The organism is Streptomyces pseudovenezuelae (assembly GCF_029892565.1).
In the GTDB taxonomy this organism is placed as follows: Bacteria; Actinomycetota; Actinomycetes; order Streptomycetales; family Streptomycetaceae; genus Streptomyces; species Streptomyces pseudovenezuelae_A.
In genome coordinates this window covers 193,549-207,866 of sequence record NZ_JARXVH010000017.1, presented here as the reverse complement: position 1 = coordinate 207,866, position 14,318 = coordinate 193,549, and the positions used below count along the sequence as shown (strand labels likewise).

Sequence of the window (14,318 nt, the reverse complement as noted above, 5' to 3'; positions counted from 1 at the left end):
GCTGTTGAGTTCTCAAGGAACGGCCGCTTCCTTTGTACTCACCCTCTCGGGCTTTCCTCCGGGCGCTTCCCTTCGGTCTTGCGTTTCCGACTCTATCAGATCGTTTTCCGATCCGATTTCCTCGGTGCTTTCCAGGTTCCCGCTTCCGCGTTTCCCTTTCCGGCGACTCCGACTTTATCAGAAGTTTCGAACCGGACTGACCGGCCATTCGTTTCCGATTTATCGGGAGAACTTCTTCGCAATCGACGTTCTATCGCCGTTCTGAAGAAGTAGACAGACACTCACTACTGCCGACCGGATCAGATCCAGTTCTAGGCAACTGTTCGAATCTACCTCCCCACCGGTTCCGTGTCAACGGCTCCTGTGGGGCGAAGGAGAGACTAACAGCTCAACAGACGTGTCTGCACATCAGGCAGCCGTGGGGACCGTGGCGCTGCGTTCCGCCGCCTCCACGTCGCCTGTTTCGCCGGTGCGGGCCGCTCGGCCGCCCAGGATGAACACGTAGGCGAGGAAGGCGAGCTCGGCGCCCACTCCGATGGCGATCCGGGCCCAGGTGGGCAGGCCGGACGGGGTGACGAAGCCTTCGATGGCGCCGGAGACGAAGAGGACCAGCGCGAGGCCGATCGCCATGCCCACGGCGGCGCGACCCTCTTCGGCGAGAGCCGTGCGTCGAGAGCGTGGTCCGGGGTCGATCACGGTCCAGCCGAGGCGGAGCCCGGTGCCCGCGGCCACGAAGACGGCCGTCAGCTCCAGCAGGCCGTGCGGGAGGACGAGGCCGAGGAAGGTGTCGAGTCGGCCGGCCGAGGACATGAGGCCGAAACCGACACCCAGGTTGAGCATGTTCTGGAAGAGGATCCAGAGGACGGGCAGGCCGAGGAAGACGCCCAGGATCAGGCACTGGGCGGCGGCCCAAGCATTGTTCGTCCAGACCTGAGCCGCGAAGGAGGCCGCGGGGTGGCTGGAGTAGTACGTCTCGTACTCGCCCCCAGGGCGGGTGAGCTCGCGCAGTTCGTTGGGGGCCGCGATGCTGGCCTGCACCTCGGGGTGTGTGGCTATCCACCAACCCAGAAGCGCGCCCACAAGCGTGGACAGCAGTGCCGTAGGGACCCACCAGTACCGCGATCTGTACACCGCCGCGGGGAAACCGTACGTAAGGAAGCGCGTGACGTCTCGCCAAGAGGCTCGTCGGGTGCCTGTCACGGCACTACGCGCGCGTGCCACCAGTTGGCTGAGGCGGCCGGTCAGTTGGGGGTCGGGGACGCTGGACTGGATCAGGGAGAGGTGGGTGGCCGTGCGCTGATAGAGGGTGACGAGTTCGTCGGCCTCGGCGCCGGTGAGGCGGCGCTGACGTCCGAGGAGCGCTTCGAGGCGGTCCCACTCGGCTCGGTGGGCGGTGACGAAGACGTCGAGGTCCATCGGTGTGCCTGCTCCTCGGCTGGTCGTCGGCGGCCCGTCGTTGATGTCAGCTTGTCGTACTGCGGCGCGATGTGCCTTCAGCTTGGCAGACTGGCCGTTCACGGGGCAGGCCAGGGGAAGGACGACGGGCGTGAGTGAGCTGGTGACGGGCGAGGCTGTGGCGTTGGAGCTGCGCCCTGCGAGGCTGCCCAGCAGGGCGCTCGCGGTGTTGCTCGATCTGGTCGTGGCCGTCTTCGTCTACTCCGTTCTGACCATTGCTCTCATCGCCGCGACCGCCTCCCTGGACGACGCGGCACAGATCGCGGTGACGATCGCGAGCTTCGTGCTGGTCCTGGTGGGTGCGCCGATCGCGGTCGAGACGCTCAGCCATGGGCGGTCCCTCGGGAAGATGGCCTGCGGACTGCGTGTGGTGCGGGACGACGGCGGGCCGATCCGGTTCCGGCATGCGCTGGTCCGCGGTGGGATCGGGGTGGTCGAGATCCTGATGACGTTCGGGGTCGTCGCCGTCATCGCGTCCCTGGTGTCCGCTCGCGGTCGGCGGCTCGGCGATGTCTTCGCCGGGACGCTCGTCGTACGGGAAAGGGTGCCGATCGTTCGTTCCGGCTTCCTGCCTCCGCCGCCGCCTTGGCTGGCGGGTCGGTTCGCGGAGCTCGATCTGTCGGCGGTGCCCGACGGACTGTGGCTCGCCATCCGCCAGTACCTGACGCGTATGCAGCAACTCGACCCGCAGGTCGGCTGGACCATGGCGGAGCGGCTCGCCTCCGACCTCGCGGCTCGTACGGGGACTCCGGCTCCGCAGGGTGTTCCGCCGGCGGCGTATCTGGCGGCGGTCGTTCAGGAGCGGCAGGCCCGGGAGGTACGACGGGCCTTCGCGAACGGTTCGGCGCTGGTCGGACCTGCCGTGGCTGGGCCTGCTGTGGCCGGACCGCCAGCGGCTGGGCCCGTCGGAGTCGCGCCTCCTGCCTTCCCCGTCTACCCGAGCACCCCAGCTACCCGGATCAACGAAACCGCCGAGCCCACCGACTCTGCCGGAAGCACTGGATTCGCACCGCCGGCATAGCCCCTCTCCGCGCTACCTCGCTCCCCGCCTCACGCGAACGCGGACGGTGGTGACTCGAGGTCCTCCAGCTCGATGCCGGGCGCCGCGAGTACCACGTCGCCGGCGATGTGCACGGCGTGCTGCTCGCCCGTGTCCAGGGCTGTGACCTGGTATTCGTCCACGGGCAGGGGGCCGTTGTCAGTGGCGTGTGCTTCGCTTTTCAGCAAGGCCCAGGACTGGTCCACGGTGCGCGGGGCGAGGACGGGGTCGGTGAAGGTGACGAGGCGTACGCGGGTCGCCGAGGCGGAAGGGGTGAGGCGCAGAAGGCGGGCGGTGGCGATGAGGAACGCGGGAGATGTGCCGGTGAAGGCGTGAGCGGGGACGTTGCCTTCGGCGGCCTCGGCTCCGGTGGGGTCCGTGCGGACCCAGGTGACCCCGTCGAGGGCGGCACCGCGCACCTGCCAGCCCGCGGCATGGAGTTCGAGACGGATGGGGCGGCCGAGTTCGTCAAGGGTGAGGTCGACGGAGCCGCTGTGGTCGCCCGAGGGGGTGGTCACCTGGGAGACGTAGCGCCAGCCCGAGGGGCCTGGGGCGCAGTGGAAGTGTTCTTCTGCGAGGGGGGTGTGATCGTGCGGATCGTGGAGCGAATAACGGCCGCGGGGCATGTGGGTCCTGGATCTTGACGGGCCGGTCCGGCGACGGGGCCGCAGGGCCAAAGGGGCAGGCCCCCGGCACGGGGGTGCGGGGGCCTGCCTCGGAGGAACTGCTGGTGGTGAGCGTGTCAGCGCACCGACGCGCTCATCTCACCAGGGTGTGCGCCGAGTCGTCCGGCGGCGTCAGTAGCGGTAGTGGTCCGACTTGTACGGGCCCTCGACCTCGACGCCGATGTACGAGGCCTGCTCGGGGCGGAGCGTGGTCAGCTTCACGCCGAGCGCGTCCAGGTGGAGGCGGGCGACCTTCTCGTCGAGGTGCTTGGGCAGCACGTAGACGTCGGTCGGGTACTCCTCGGGCTTGGTGAACAGCTCGATCTGGGCCAGGGTCTGGTCCGCGAAGGAGTTGGACATCACGAACGAGGGGTGACCGGTGGCGTTGCCCAGGTTCAGCAGGCGGCCCTCCGACAGCACGATGAGCACCTTGCCGTCGGGGAACTTCCAGGTGTGGACCTGCGGCTTGACCTCGTCCTTGACGATGCCCGGGATCTTCGCGAGGCCGGCCATGTCGATCTCGTTGTCGAAGTGGCCGATGTTGCCGACGATCGCCTGGTGCTTCATCTTGGCCATGTCCGCGGCCATGATGATGTCCTTGTTGCCGGTCGTGGTGACGAAGATGTCGGCCTTGTCGACGATCTCGTCCAGCGTCGTGACCTGGTAGCCGTCCATCGCCGCCTGCAGCGCGCAGATCGGGTCGATCTCGGTGACGATCACGCGGGCGCCCTGTCCGCGCAGGGACTCCGCGCAGCCCTTGCCCACGTCGCCGTAGCCGAGGACGACCGCGGTCTTGCCGCCGATGAGGACGTCGGTAGCGCGGTTGATGCCGTCGATCAGGGAGTGGCGGCAGCCGTACTTGTTGTCGAACTTCGACTTGGTGACGGCGTCGTTCACGTTGATCGCCGGGAACAGGAGGGTGCCGTCGCGGTGCATCTCGTAGAGACGGTGCACGCCGGTCGTGGTCTCCTCGGTCACGCCGCGGATCTCCGAGGCGAGCTGGGTCCACTTCTGCGAGCCGTCGGTGATGGTGCGGGTCAGGACCTGGAGGACGACGCGGTGCTCGTCGGACTCGGCGGTGTCGAGGGAGGGGACCTTGCCGGCCTTCTCGTACTCGACGCCCTTGTGGACGAGCATGGTGGCGTCGCCGCCGTCGTCCAGGATCATGTTCGGGCCGCCGGTGGGGGTGTTCGGCCAGGTCAGCGCCTGCTCCGTGCACCACCAGTACTCCTCCAGGGTCTCGCCCTTCCAGGCGAAGACCGGGATGCCCTGGGGGTTCTCGGGCGTGCCGTTCGGGCCGACGGCGATGGCGGCGGCCGCGTGGTCCTGGGTGGAGAAGATGTTGCAGGACACCCAGCGGACCTCGGCGCCGAGGGCGACCAGGGTCTCGATCAGGACGGCGGTCTGCACGGTCATGTGCAGCGAGCCCATGATGCGGGCGCCGGCCAGCGGCTGGCTGGCGGCGAACTCGCGGCGGATCGACATCAGGCCGGGCATCTCGTGCTCGGCGAGGGTGATCTCCTTGCGGCCGAACTCGGCCAGGGAGAGATCGGCGACCTTGAAGTCCTGTCGGTTGTCGACAGTGGTCATTGGGAGCTGCTCCTCGGGGTTGGGGCGAGGTGGATACGGCTGATCTGCGCGGCGGCGGACACAGTGGTGCCCCGAAGGAGGACACAGGCATGCCCGCGTACGCGCAGCGCAGTCCGTCGGAGGCCCTCTCTCCCTCGGTCGGTCCGCGGCGGGACCGCCCGACCGCCATCAGCAGCGACGTCTGGCTCTGTTCCAAGCTACACCGGCCGACCCGGCCGTCCCCAGTCCACCTCCGAACAGATCGCGCCGATCACGATGCGTGGTGGAGGCAGCGGAGCACTCCGTCCGGGGGCCGCACAGGGCGTTCACCGTCGCCCGTTATCCTCCCCGCCGCTCAGGGGTCGTGTGGGGAGGACGGGACCTGGGGGCAGACGGCGGGGTGCTGATGCAGCGGGCGATCGGAGGCGACGACCGGGTTGCCTGCTGTACGCAGGTGGGGCCCGAGGAGCGGGTCACCGTGAGCGAGAAGCCGGTCGAGGAGCCCTATGTCAGTGGGGGCGACGCCGACGGTGTACATCGGCAGTACCACGTGAAGGTGCCGCAGGGACGGGTGACGGACGACCGTACGGTGCCAGCCCGCTGCTGGGTGCCGCGCTGATCCTCGGCGGGGTGTTGTTCCTCACCGACATCGGGCTCGGGACCGGTGCCTTGGCGGTACGGCGGCGGAAGGCGCCGCCGGTTCCGCCGGGGCCGTGGCCCGTGCGGCCTGTTCAGGGATGAGGGCTCGTAGCCCTCTCCCCCCGTGCCGCTGGGCCCGTGTCCCTCAGTGGCCGGCCGTCGGGTGCTGGGCCGGTCCGCCGGGGGTCGCCTCTAGGTCCGGGCCCTTGGCGGCTTCGGTCTCGCTGTAGATGTCCGGTTCGAGGTAGATGACGCGGGCGATCGGGACGGCCTCGCGGATGCGGGCCTCGGCGGCGTTGATGGCGGTGGCGACCTGGGTGGCCGTGTCGTCGTGGTCCACGGCGATCTTGGCGGCGACCAGGAGCTCCTCGGGGCCGAGGTGGAGCGTGCGCATGTGGATGATGCCGGTGACCGTGTCGCCGTCGACGATCGCGGCCTCGATCTTCTTGAGGTCCTCGCTGCTCGCGGCCTCGCCCAGCAACAGCGACTTGGTCTCGGCGGCGAGGACCAGCGCGATCAGGATGAGCAGGATGCCGATGCAGAGCGTGCCGATGCCGTCCCAGACGCCGTCGTCGGTGAGCAGTGCGAGGCCGACGCCGCCCAAGGCGAGGACCAGACCGATCAGCGCGCCGAAGTCCTCCAGGAGGACGACCGGCAGCTCAGGTGCCTTGGCGCGGCGGATGAACTCCGACCAGGAGTGCGTACCCCGCAGTTCGTTGGACTCCTTGATGGCCGTGCGGAAGGAGAAGCCCTCGGCGATGATCGCGAACACCAGGACGCCCACCGGCCAGTACCAGTGCTCGATCTCGTGCGGGTGCTTGATCTTCTCGTAGCCCTCGTAGACGGCGAACATGCCGCCGACCGAGAAGAGGACGATCGACACGAGGAAGGCGTAGATGTACCGCTCGCGGCCGTAACCGAAGGGGTGTTGCGGGGTGGCTTCGCGCTGGGCCTTCTTGCCGCCGATCAGGAGCAGGGCCTGGTTGCCGGAGTCCGCGAGCGAGTGGACGCCCTCGGCGAGCATCGACGAGGAGCCGCTGAACGCGAACGCGACGAACTTCGATGCCGCGATCGCGAGGTTGGCTCCGAGTGCTGCCACGATCGCCCTGGTGCCGCCTGACGCGCTCATGTGTCCGCGTTGTCCCTTCGCCTTCGTGCGTCTACGTCGGCCGGGCTCCGCAGTCGCCGCTGCCGTCGCTTTGCCCGTCCTTTGCCGGTGGGCCATTCTTGCAGCCCCGTCCGCGAACGGCGCGTCAGGTATCCACAGCCCCGGTCATACGATCACAGTGGCCTGGAAGATCGTGCCCGCTCCGGACACCTCGACCTTCTCGGCCGCCGGTACGAAGACGGACTGACCGGGGGTCAGCTCGTGCGCGCCCGCCCGTACCGAGCCCGCCGTGCAGAGCAGGATCTGCGGGGCCTCGCGGGTGAGGTCGGGCGCTGTGCCGCCCTCGGGCAGGACGTACCTCGACAGGCGGAACTCGTCGATCGGTGTCTCGTAGACCTCTTCGCCGTCCGGGGATGCCTCGGGGCGCAGTACGCCCGCGTCGCCGGCCTCGAAGCGGACGATGCGCAGGAGTTCGGGCACGTCGACGTGCTTGGGGGTGAGGCCGCAGCGCAGGACGTTGTCGGAGTTGGCCATGATCTCGACGCCCAGGCCGTTGAGGTACGCGTGCGGGATGCCGGCGCCGAGGAAGAGGGCCTCGCCGGGCTGGAGGCGGACGTGGTTGAGGAGCATCGCCGCGATGACGCCCGGGTCGCCCGGGTAGTGGTGGGCGATGTCGGCGTAGGCCGTGTACGCGCCGCCCAGACGCGTGCAGGCGGCCGCGGCCTCGGCGACCGTGTGGCGCATCTGTTCGGGGTCGGCGGTGAGGATCGCCGTGAGGACTTCGCGCAGGGCGGCTTCCTCGGGGTGGGCGTGCAGCAGATCGACGTACGCCTTGAGGGAGTCGACTCCGAGGCCGTCGAGCAGGTCGGCGGCCTGGAGCGGGTCGCGGAAGCCGCACAGGCCGTCGAACTCGGTGAGCGCGCAGATCAGTTCGGGCTTGTGGTTGGCGTCCTTGTAGTTCCGGTACGGGGCGTCGATCGGGATGCCCCGGCGCTCCTCGTCCTCGTAACCCTCCTTCGCCTGCTGGAGGTTGGGGTGCACCTGGAGGGAGAGGGGGGCACCGGCGGCGAGGATCTTGAGGAGGAAGGGCAGGCGGGGGCCGAACTTGGCCACGGCCGCCGGGCCCAGTTCGCGCTCCGGGTCGGCGTCGATCACCTCGACGAGCGTGCCGCGTTGGGTGCGCGAGGGTGCGCCCGGGTGGGCGCCCATCCACATCTCCGCCTGGGGTTCGCCGCTCGGCTCGACGCCGAGCAGGCCGGGGATGGCGGTGGTGGAACCCCAGGCGTAGGGGCGGACGGTGTTGTCGAGGCGGTCCATGCGGTTCTCTCTGCCGGTTCTCGGTGCGTACGTGTGCGCTTACGCGCGCGTGCGGCTACGGGTGTCGGTGCGCGGGTACGACAGTCGATGCGCAGGCGTCCAGGTCAGGCCCCCGAGGCGAGCGCCAGGTAAACGGCGGCGAAATCCGTCATGGCGATCAGTTCGGCGAGGGTCTCCAACTCGCCGCCTTCCTCCGGCTCCAGCTCGCTGATCGGCGTGTCGTGGCCCAGGGCCAGGTCACGGGCGGCCGGGGCGGCGGTGAGGCCGCCGATCGGACGGTCGCGGAGCAGCACCACGCGTGCGTGCAGCGCGGGCGCCTCCTCCACGCGGTCGCGGAAGAAGTCGTCGGGGTCCGCGCTGGCGGCGAGACGGCCGGCCAGCAGGGCGTTGTGCGCGACGAGCGCCTCGGGGAGTTCGGCGACCACCGCGGGCGTGCCGGACAGTTCGGCGAGGGCGGCGGCGAAACGGCGGCCCGCCGGCCCGGCCGAGACGCCCTCGGTCCATACGACGGGCAGCGACTCGGCGAGTTCGGCCGCGAGCGTCTTGGCGGGGTTGCTGTAGGTCGCGACGGCCGGTCCGCAGCGCTCGGCCACGTGGTCGAGGCGGTCGGCGACCTTCTCCAGGTCCTCCGGCGGCGCGGAGAGCAGCCCGGTGCGGTCGAGGAGGGCGAGGAGGGGCGTGAGCAGTGCCCACAGGACGCCGGGGGCGGACGCGGTGAGCGGTCCGTCCTGCTCGTACGGGGCCGTCGCCATCGGCACGAACAGGCCGTGGGCGCCGTCCACCGCCTCGCTGAGCGGGGTGCGGGCGGGGGCCACGGCGGCGACCGAGCAGCCACGTCGGTAGGCCGCGTCGGCGAGCAGGGAGAGCCCGGGTTCGGTGCCGTCGGGGGTGGCGATCAGGAGCAGGTCGACCGAGCCGGCCCAGCCCGGGAGGTCCCAGCGCAGGGCGCCGGCGGCCGGGGCGACGCCGGTGGGGGCGAGGCGGGTGACGGGGCTGCCGGCGCCGGCGAGGGTGCCCAGGAGGTCGGCGACGCACGTGGCTGCCGCGCCGGGGCCTGCGATGAGCACCGCGCGGGGGCGGCCGTCGGGTTTGAGGTCGGGGATGCCGGCCTCCACCGCGTACCGGGCCGCTGTGCGGACGCGGGCGCCGGCTTCGGCGGCGCCGCGCAGGAGGCCGCGGTGGTCTGCCTCCGAGAGGGCCTCGGGGGTGTCGAGCAGCGACTCGTCGAGCATGGGCGGCAGCCTCCGAATAGCCGTGCCGGGTCCTGGTCCTGGGTCTGGCTGGTCCTGGTGCGCGGGTCTGCGTCACGCGGGTCTGTCGTTTCGCGAGCCTGTCGTTACGTGAGGTTCTCGCTACGCGGGCTCTCGTTGCGCGGGCTCTCGTTGCGCGAGCCCGCGTTGCACAGACCTGTTCGTTGCGCGGGCCGCGCCGTTGGGCGTTACGCGGGGCGGCGGGCCTCGTCGACCAGGAGGACGGGGATGCCGTCGCGGACGGGGTAGGCCAGGCCGCAGTCCTGACCTGTGCAGATCAGCTCGGTGTCCTGCTCCTTGAGGGGGGCGTGGCAGGCGGGGCAGGCGAGGATCTCCAGGAGGCCGGCTTCGAGCGGCATGGGGTGTCCCTTCGGGCGGGTGCACGTGCGTTGGCTTTGCGTGTGCGGGGCGGTGTGGGGATGTGCCTGGTCAGGGTACCGCCGTGGGAATGGGGCCGGGTGTTTCTCGCCCCCGCCGCCCCTACCCGTCCCATCACCAGGGGCTCTGCCCCTTCGACCCCGCCAAGGGGCTGCGCCCCCTGGACCCCCGACGGCCCTGAACGGGCCTTGTCCTCAAACGCCGGACGGGCTGAAGGACAAAGACCGGACCGGCGTTCAAGAGGCGCAGCCCCCTACGGGGGGGGTGGGGATCGGTATGGCACAGCCTCGGCCTCGGACGGGCTGAAAGACCAAGATGCGGACCGGCGTTGAGACGTGCGCGTCGACGCCAGGAGGTGTGTGCTGGCGTCGTATCGCGACGGCTGAGCCTCGTCCTCGGACGCCGGACAGGCTCGCTCAAAGACAAATCCGTGTCAGGCCCGGATCAGCGCCAATACCTCGTCCCGCACCTTCGTCATCGTCGCCTCGTCCCTGGCCTCCGCGTTCAGGCGCAGGAGGGGTTCCGTGTTGGAGGGGCGGACGTTGAACCACCAGTCGGTGGAGGTGATGGTGAGGCCGTCGAGGGTGTCGAGGGTGATGCCGTCGGCGTTCTCGTAGGCCGTCTTGATGGCGGCGAGGCGGTCCTGTTGGTCGGCGACCGTGGAGTTGATCTCGCCGGAGCCCACGTAGCGGTCGTATTGGGCGACCAGGGCGGAGAGGGTGCCTTCCTGGCCGCCCAGGGCTGCGAGGACGTGGAGGGCGGCCAGCATTCCCGTGTCGGCGTTCCAGAAGTCCTTGAAGTAGTAGTGGGCCGAGTGTTCGCCGCCGAAGATCGCGCCGGCGCGGGCCATCTCGGCCTTGATGAAGGAGTGGCCGACGCGGGTGCGGACCGGGGTGCCGCCGTTCTCGCGGACCACCTCCGGGACGGACCAGGACGTGATCAGGTTGTGGATGACGATGCCCTTGCCGCCGTTGCGGGCGAGTTCGCGCGCGGCGACCAGGGCCGTGATCGCCGACGGGGAGACCGGCTCGCCGCGCTCGTCGACGACGAAGCAGCGGTCCGCGTCGCCGTCGAAGGCGATGCCGAGGTCGGCGTGCTCCTCACGGACCCGCAGCTGGAGGTCGACGATGTTCGCCGGGTCCAGGGGGTTCGCCTCGTGGTTGGGGAAGGTGCCGTCCAGCTCGAAGTACATCGGGACGAGGGTCAGGGGTAGACCTTCGAAGACCGTCGGGACCGTGTGGCCCCCCATGCCGTTGCCCGCGTCGACGACGACCTTGAGGGGGCGGATCGAGGTCAGGTCGACGAGGGAGCGGAGGTGGGCCGCGTAGTCCGACAACGTCTCACGCTGAGTGATCGTTCCCAGCTTGCCCGTTGGCTCCGGAGCGCCCGACTCCAGCCATTCCTCGGCGAGTTCACGGATCTCGACCAGTCCCGTGTCCTGGCCCACCGGGGCCGCGCCCGCCCGGCACATCTTGATGCCGTTGTACTGCGCGGGGTTGTGCGAGGCCGTGAACATCGCGCCCGGCAGGTTCAGCGCGCCCGACGCGTAGTACAGCTGGTCCGTGGAGCACAGGCCGATCTCGGTGACGTCGACGCCCTGTGCGGCCGCCCCGCGCGCGAAGGCCCGCGACAGGCCGGGCGAGGAGGGGCGCATGTCGTGGCCGGTCACGATCGCGTCGGCGCCGGTCACCCGGACGAAGGCGGCCCCGAAGAGTTCGGCCAGTGGTTCGTCCCACTGGTCCGGGACCACTCCGCGTACGTCGTACGCCTTCACGAGCTGTGACAGATCAGCAGCCACGGTCCACCCCATCTGAAAGTCCTGTCGGTCGCCTCAAACTACCTGCCCTCACTGACAGTGCGCTGTGCGGACGCTGAGTCGACTTCCAGACGTAACCTCAGGTCAGAGCGGGGTGGGTGGGTGCGGGGCGGGAACGGCTCACGGCAGCATCCAGCCCAGGACCGGCGAGCTCTGGCCCACCACGATCAAGCACATCACCAGCAGCAGGCCCACGCTCCACGGCAGCACCTTGCGCAGCAGATCCCCCTCGCGGCCCGCCAGGCCCACGGCCGCGCACGCGATGGTGAGGTTCTGCGGGGAGATCATTTTCCCGAGGACGCCGCCCGAACTGTTGGCGGCGGCCAGGAGTTCGGGCGACAGGCCCGATTCGCGGGCGGCGGTCACCTGCAGGCCTCCGAACAGCGCGTTGGCCGAGGTGTCCGAGCCGGAGACGGCCACGCCGAACCAGCCCAGGACCGGTGACAGGAAGGCCAGTCCGGCCCCGGCCGCCGCCACGAAGTGGCCGATCGTGGCGGCCTGGCCGGAGAGGTTCATGACGTAGGCGAGCGCCAGCACGGACGTCACGGTCAGGATCGCGAACCTCAACTCGTGCACCGTGGCGGCCCATTCCTTGACCGCCACGCGTGCGTGCACACCGAGTACGACGGCCGTGCACACCCCGGCGAGCAGGACGAGCGTGCCGCCCGTCGACACGATCGGCCAGGTGAAGACGTTCGCGCCGACCGGCTTCCCGTCCGCGCCGACGACGTTCAGGAAGGGCCAGTCGTACATGCGGGTCGCCCCGGCCAGCCAGTCCTTGACCGCCGGGATCTGCGCGACCGAGAAGATCACGACGATCAGCGCGTACGGGGCGTACGCGCGCAGGACTTCACGGGGCGGGTCCTCCTCGTCCAACTCCTCGCTGCGCGCGCCGGTCAGCACGGACGCGCGTACGGACTCGGTGGCGGGCACACGCGCGTGCGGTACGGCGACCAGGGCGCCCGCGCCCGCCAAGGAGGCGGCGATGTCGGCGAGTTGCGCGGAGACGTAGTTGGAGACGGCGAACTGGGCGATGGCGAAGGCGACTCCGCAGGCCAGGGCGGGGATCCAGGTCTCGCGCAGGCCGCGCCGCCCGTCCACCAGACCGACCAGCACGAGCGGCACCACCAGGGCCAGCAGGGGAGTTTGGCGGCCCACGACGGAGGCCACCGTGTCCAGTGGAAGTCCCGTCACCTGCGCGAGCGTCACGACCGGTGTGCCCATGGCGCCGAAGGCGACCGGCGCGGTGTTGGCCACCAGGGACACCACGGCCGCGCGCACCGGGTCGAAGCCGAGGGCGACGAGCATGACCGAGCAGATCGCGACCGGCGCCCCGAAGCCGGCGAGGGCCTCCAGGAGCGCGCCGAAGCAGAAGGCGACGACGAGCGCCTGGATGCGCGGGTCGTCGGAGAGCCGTCCGAAGGAGCGGCGCAGGATGTCGAAGTGGTGGGTGCGGACGGTCATCCGGTACACCCACAGGGCGTTGACGACGATCCACAGGATGGGGAAGAGCCCGAAGACGGCTCCCTGAGCGGCGCTGGAGAGCGTCTGGCCCAGCGGCATGCGGTAGGCGAGCCAGGCGACCAGAACGGCCGCCAGAAGGCCGATGAGGCCAGCGATGTGCGCCTTCAGGCGGACGCCGCCGAGCAGGATCAGGACGGTCACCAGGGGCAGCGCGGCGACGAGGGCTGACAGGCCCAGTGAGTCTGCGACGGGTTCCAGTTTCTGGACGTACACGGACGCCTCCCCGATTCCGTCATGCGGAAAGCGATTTCTCGTTTCGGCTTACGGAATGGTCGTGTCCGCGACAAGCGCGCGTCAATGGGCGTGCATCACTGGGCGGAACATGCACGGAACGCACACGAAGAGGGTCACGCAAAGAGGATCGATCGGCCGACCGGAAGGGTCAGCTGTCCGGAGACCGCAGCACGCGCAGGTGGCCGCGGCGCGCGACCTCCATCGGGTCCGCCCCGCGCCTCCCGCCGCCGGCCCCGGCCGCCCGCCCCTGCGGACGGGCCGCCTCGCGCACGGCGTTGGCAAGCGCTTCCAGGTCGTCGCCGCTCGGGCGGGCCGGAGCGGAGCTGTCGAGGAGCCGGACGACTTCCCAGCCACGCGGCGCGGTGAGGCGCTCGGAGTGCTCGGCGCACAGGTCGTAGCAGTGGGGTTCGGCGTAGGTGGCGAGCGGGCCGAGGACCGCGGTCGAGTCGGCGTAGACGTACGTCAGCGTCGCGACGGCGGGGCGGCCGCAAGCGGTGCGCGAACAGCGACGTACAGGGCTCACGACGTTGGACGGTACCGCACTCTTGAGCGGGCCGCGACGACACTCCCTCAGGTCACTCCACCGTGTCGTGGTGTGAATCACCCCACACACCCCTCCCGCCACACGCCGTTGACCTGCACGAACCGCCGTTCACAGGGCAGCACCCACCTCCGGAACCGATCAACTACCCGCACAAACACAGTCATTTGCCTCGTCGTCGGCGGTCTCGGAGAGATACGGAATCGAGCCCGACCTTGGCCGGAATGGTCATCCTGCGACATGCCCCACGAGGCGGTCCGACGGCGTCCGTGACGGCGCGTGGGGTCGGGCACGCGGTCCCGTCGGGGACTACGCTTCACCGGTGATGGACAACCCTGTACCGCCCCGTGCCGCCGCCCCCGGCCCCCGCCGTCGTGATCGCCACGGCCGGGGCATGCGCGGCCCGATCGCGCCGCCCCAGGTGCCGCTCGCCGCGAGCCGCGCCGAAGCGTTCGCGGATCTGGTGCAGGACTCGGTGGAGCGCCTGGAGCGGCGCTGGCCGCAGCTCGCCGACATCGATTTCCTCGTCCTGGAGGTGCCGCGCCTCGACGGCCCCGGCCAGGCGTGGAACGACGAAGCGGTCCCCCTGGGGGGCACGATTCCCTCTCGCGAGGGACGCCCGGCCCGCGTGGTCGTCTACCGGCGCCCGGTGGAGATCCGCACCAAGGGGCGCGACGAACGCGCCGCGCTGGTGCACGAGATCGTCGTCGAGCAGGTCGCCGAACTCCTGGGGCTGACCCCGGAGACGGTGGACCCGCGCTACGGCGAGGACTGAGCACCGCC

13 protein-coding genes are annotated in these 14,318 nt (G+C 70.3%); 3 read left to right on the top strand and 10 right to left on the bottom strand.

The genetic code is table 11. The annotated features are described in order from the left end of the window. Positions 1 to 408: 408 nt before the first annotated feature. Positions 409 to 1,416 carry a stage II sporulation protein M gene (locus M2283_RS39880; RefSeq protein WP_280881418.1) on the bottom strand — a complete coding sequence of 336 codons (1,008 nt, stop codon included), beginning with the start codon at positions 1,414 to 1,416 and terminating at the stop codon, positions 409 to 411. 130 nt (positions 1,417 to 1,546) lie between these two features. Here M2283_RS39880 and M2283_RS39875 point away from each other — a divergent pair, with 130 nt between their 5' ends. Then, a complete protein-coding gene (locus M2283_RS39875) occupies positions 1,547 to 2,476 on the top strand; it encodes an RDD family protein (RefSeq protein ID WP_280881417.1) in 930 nt (309 codons plus the stop codon). 29 nt (positions 2,477 to 2,505) lie between these two features. On the opposite strand, the gene M2283_RS39870 is transcribed toward M2283_RS39875, so the two are convergent. Then, the gene (locus M2283_RS39870) at positions 2,506 to 3,120 is read right to left on the bottom strand and encodes a hypothetical protein (RefSeq protein ID WP_280881416.1); all 615 of its coding nucleotides are present in this window, start codon (positions 3,118 to 3,120) and stop codon (positions 2,506 to 2,508) included. 171 nt (positions 3,121 to 3,291) lie between these two features. Further along, entirely contained in the window at positions 3,292 to 4,749 is a 1,458-nt protein-coding gene (ahcY, locus tag M2283_RS39865; protein ID WP_280881415.1) for an adenosylhomocysteinase, read from the bottom strand. Positions 4,750 to 5,206: 457 nt separating this feature from the next. Here ahcY and M2283_RS39860 point away from each other — a divergent pair, with 457 nt between their 5' ends. Next, positions 5,207 to 5,347, top strand: coding sequence for a hypothetical protein (locus M2283_RS39860; RefSeq protein ID WP_280881414.1), 141 nt, complete (start codon positions 5,207 to 5,209; stop codon positions 5,345 to 5,347). 165 nt (positions 5,348 to 5,512) lie between these two features. Here the strand turns inward: M2283_RS39860 and M2283_RS39855 are convergent, their stop codons facing one another. The 7 genes from M2283_RS39855 to M2283_RS39825 form a co-directional block, all read right to left on the bottom strand. After that, a complete protein-coding gene (locus M2283_RS39855) occupies positions 5,513 to 6,496 on the bottom strand; it encodes a cation diffusion facilitator family transporter (RefSeq protein WP_280881413.1) in 984 nt (327 codons plus the stop codon). Positions 6,497 to 6,640: 144 nt separating this feature from the next. Further along, entirely contained in the window at positions 6,641 to 7,792 is a 1,152-nt protein-coding gene (manA, locus tag M2283_RS39850; protein ID WP_280881412.1) for a mannose-6-phosphate isomerase, class I, read from the bottom strand. 104 nt (positions 7,793 to 7,896) lie between these two features. Then, positions 7,897 to 9,024 carry an SIS domain-containing protein gene (locus tag M2283_RS39845; RefSeq protein ID WP_280881411.1) on the bottom strand — a complete coding sequence of 376 codons (1,128 nt, stop codon included), beginning with the start codon at positions 9,022 to 9,024 and terminating at the stop codon, positions 7,897 to 7,899. Positions 9,025 to 9,230: 206 nt separating this feature from the next. Continuing rightward, the gene (locus tag M2283_RS39840) at positions 9,231 to 9,401 is read right to left on the bottom strand and encodes a Trm112 family protein (protein ID WP_007382472.1); all 171 of its coding nucleotides are present in this window, start codon (positions 9,399 to 9,401) and stop codon (positions 9,231 to 9,233) included. Positions 9,402 to 9,853: 452 nt separating this feature from the next. Further along, positions 9,854 to 11,218 (bottom strand): phosphomannomutase/phosphoglucomutase, encoded by a 1,365-nt coding sequence (locus M2283_RS39835; protein ID WP_280881410.1) that lies wholly within the window; start codon positions 11,216 to 11,218, stop codon positions 9,854 to 9,856. 138 nt (positions 11,219 to 11,356) lie between these two features. Continuing rightward, entirely contained in the window at positions 11,357 to 12,973 is a 1,617-nt protein-coding gene (locus M2283_RS39830) for an L-lactate permease (RefSeq protein WP_280881409.1), read from the bottom strand. Between the two features lie 169 nt (positions 12,974 to 13,142). Then, positions 13,143 to 13,568, bottom strand: a complete 426-nt coding sequence (locus M2283_RS39825; RefSeq protein WP_280881433.1) for a DUF3499 domain-containing protein — start codon at positions 13,566 to 13,568, stop codon at positions 13,143 to 13,145. A gap of 292 nt (positions 13,569 to 13,860) precedes the next feature. Here M2283_RS39825 and M2283_RS39820 point away from each other — a divergent pair, with 292 nt between their 5' ends. Beyond that, positions 13,861 to 14,310 (top strand): metallopeptidase family protein, encoded by a 450-nt coding sequence (locus tag M2283_RS39820; protein ID WP_280881432.1) that lies wholly within the window; start codon positions 13,861 to 13,863, stop codon positions 14,308 to 14,310. Positions 14,311 to 14,318 lie beyond the last annotated feature (8 nt).

Excerpts from the sequence above, each read along its gene's own strand:
- M2283_RS39880 (WP_280881418.1), bottom strand. The coding sequence starts at position 1,416 with ATGGACCTCGACGTCTTCGTCACCGCCCACCGAGCCGAGTGGGACCGC.
- M2283_RS39870 (WP_280881416.1), bottom strand. The coding sequence starts at position 3,120 with ATGCCCCGCGGCCGTTATTCGCTCCACGATCCGCACGATCACACCCCC.
- ahcY (WP_280881415.1), bottom strand. The coding sequence starts at position 4,749 with ATGACCACTGTCGACAACCGACAGGACTTCAAGGTCGCCGATCTCTCC.
- M2283_RS39855 (WP_280881413.1), bottom strand. The coding sequence starts at position 6,496 with ATGAGCGCGTCAGGCGGCACCAGGGCGATCGTGGCAGCACTCGGAGCC.
- manA (WP_280881412.1), bottom strand. The coding sequence starts at position 7,792 with ATGGACCGCCTCGACAACACCGTCCGCCCCTACGCCTGGGGTTCCACC.
- M2283_RS39845 (WP_280881411.1), bottom strand. The coding sequence starts at position 9,024 with ATGCTCGACGAGTCGCTGCTCGACACCCCCGAGGCCCTCTCGGAGGCA.
- M2283_RS39840 (WP_007382472.1), bottom strand. The coding sequence starts at position 9,401 with ATGCCGCTCGAAGCCGGCCTCCTGGAGATCCTCGCCTGCCCCGCCTGC.
- M2283_RS39820 (WP_280881432.1), top strand. The coding sequence starts at position 13,861 with ATGGACAACCCTGTACCGCCCCGTGCCGCCGCCCCCGGCCCCCGCCGT.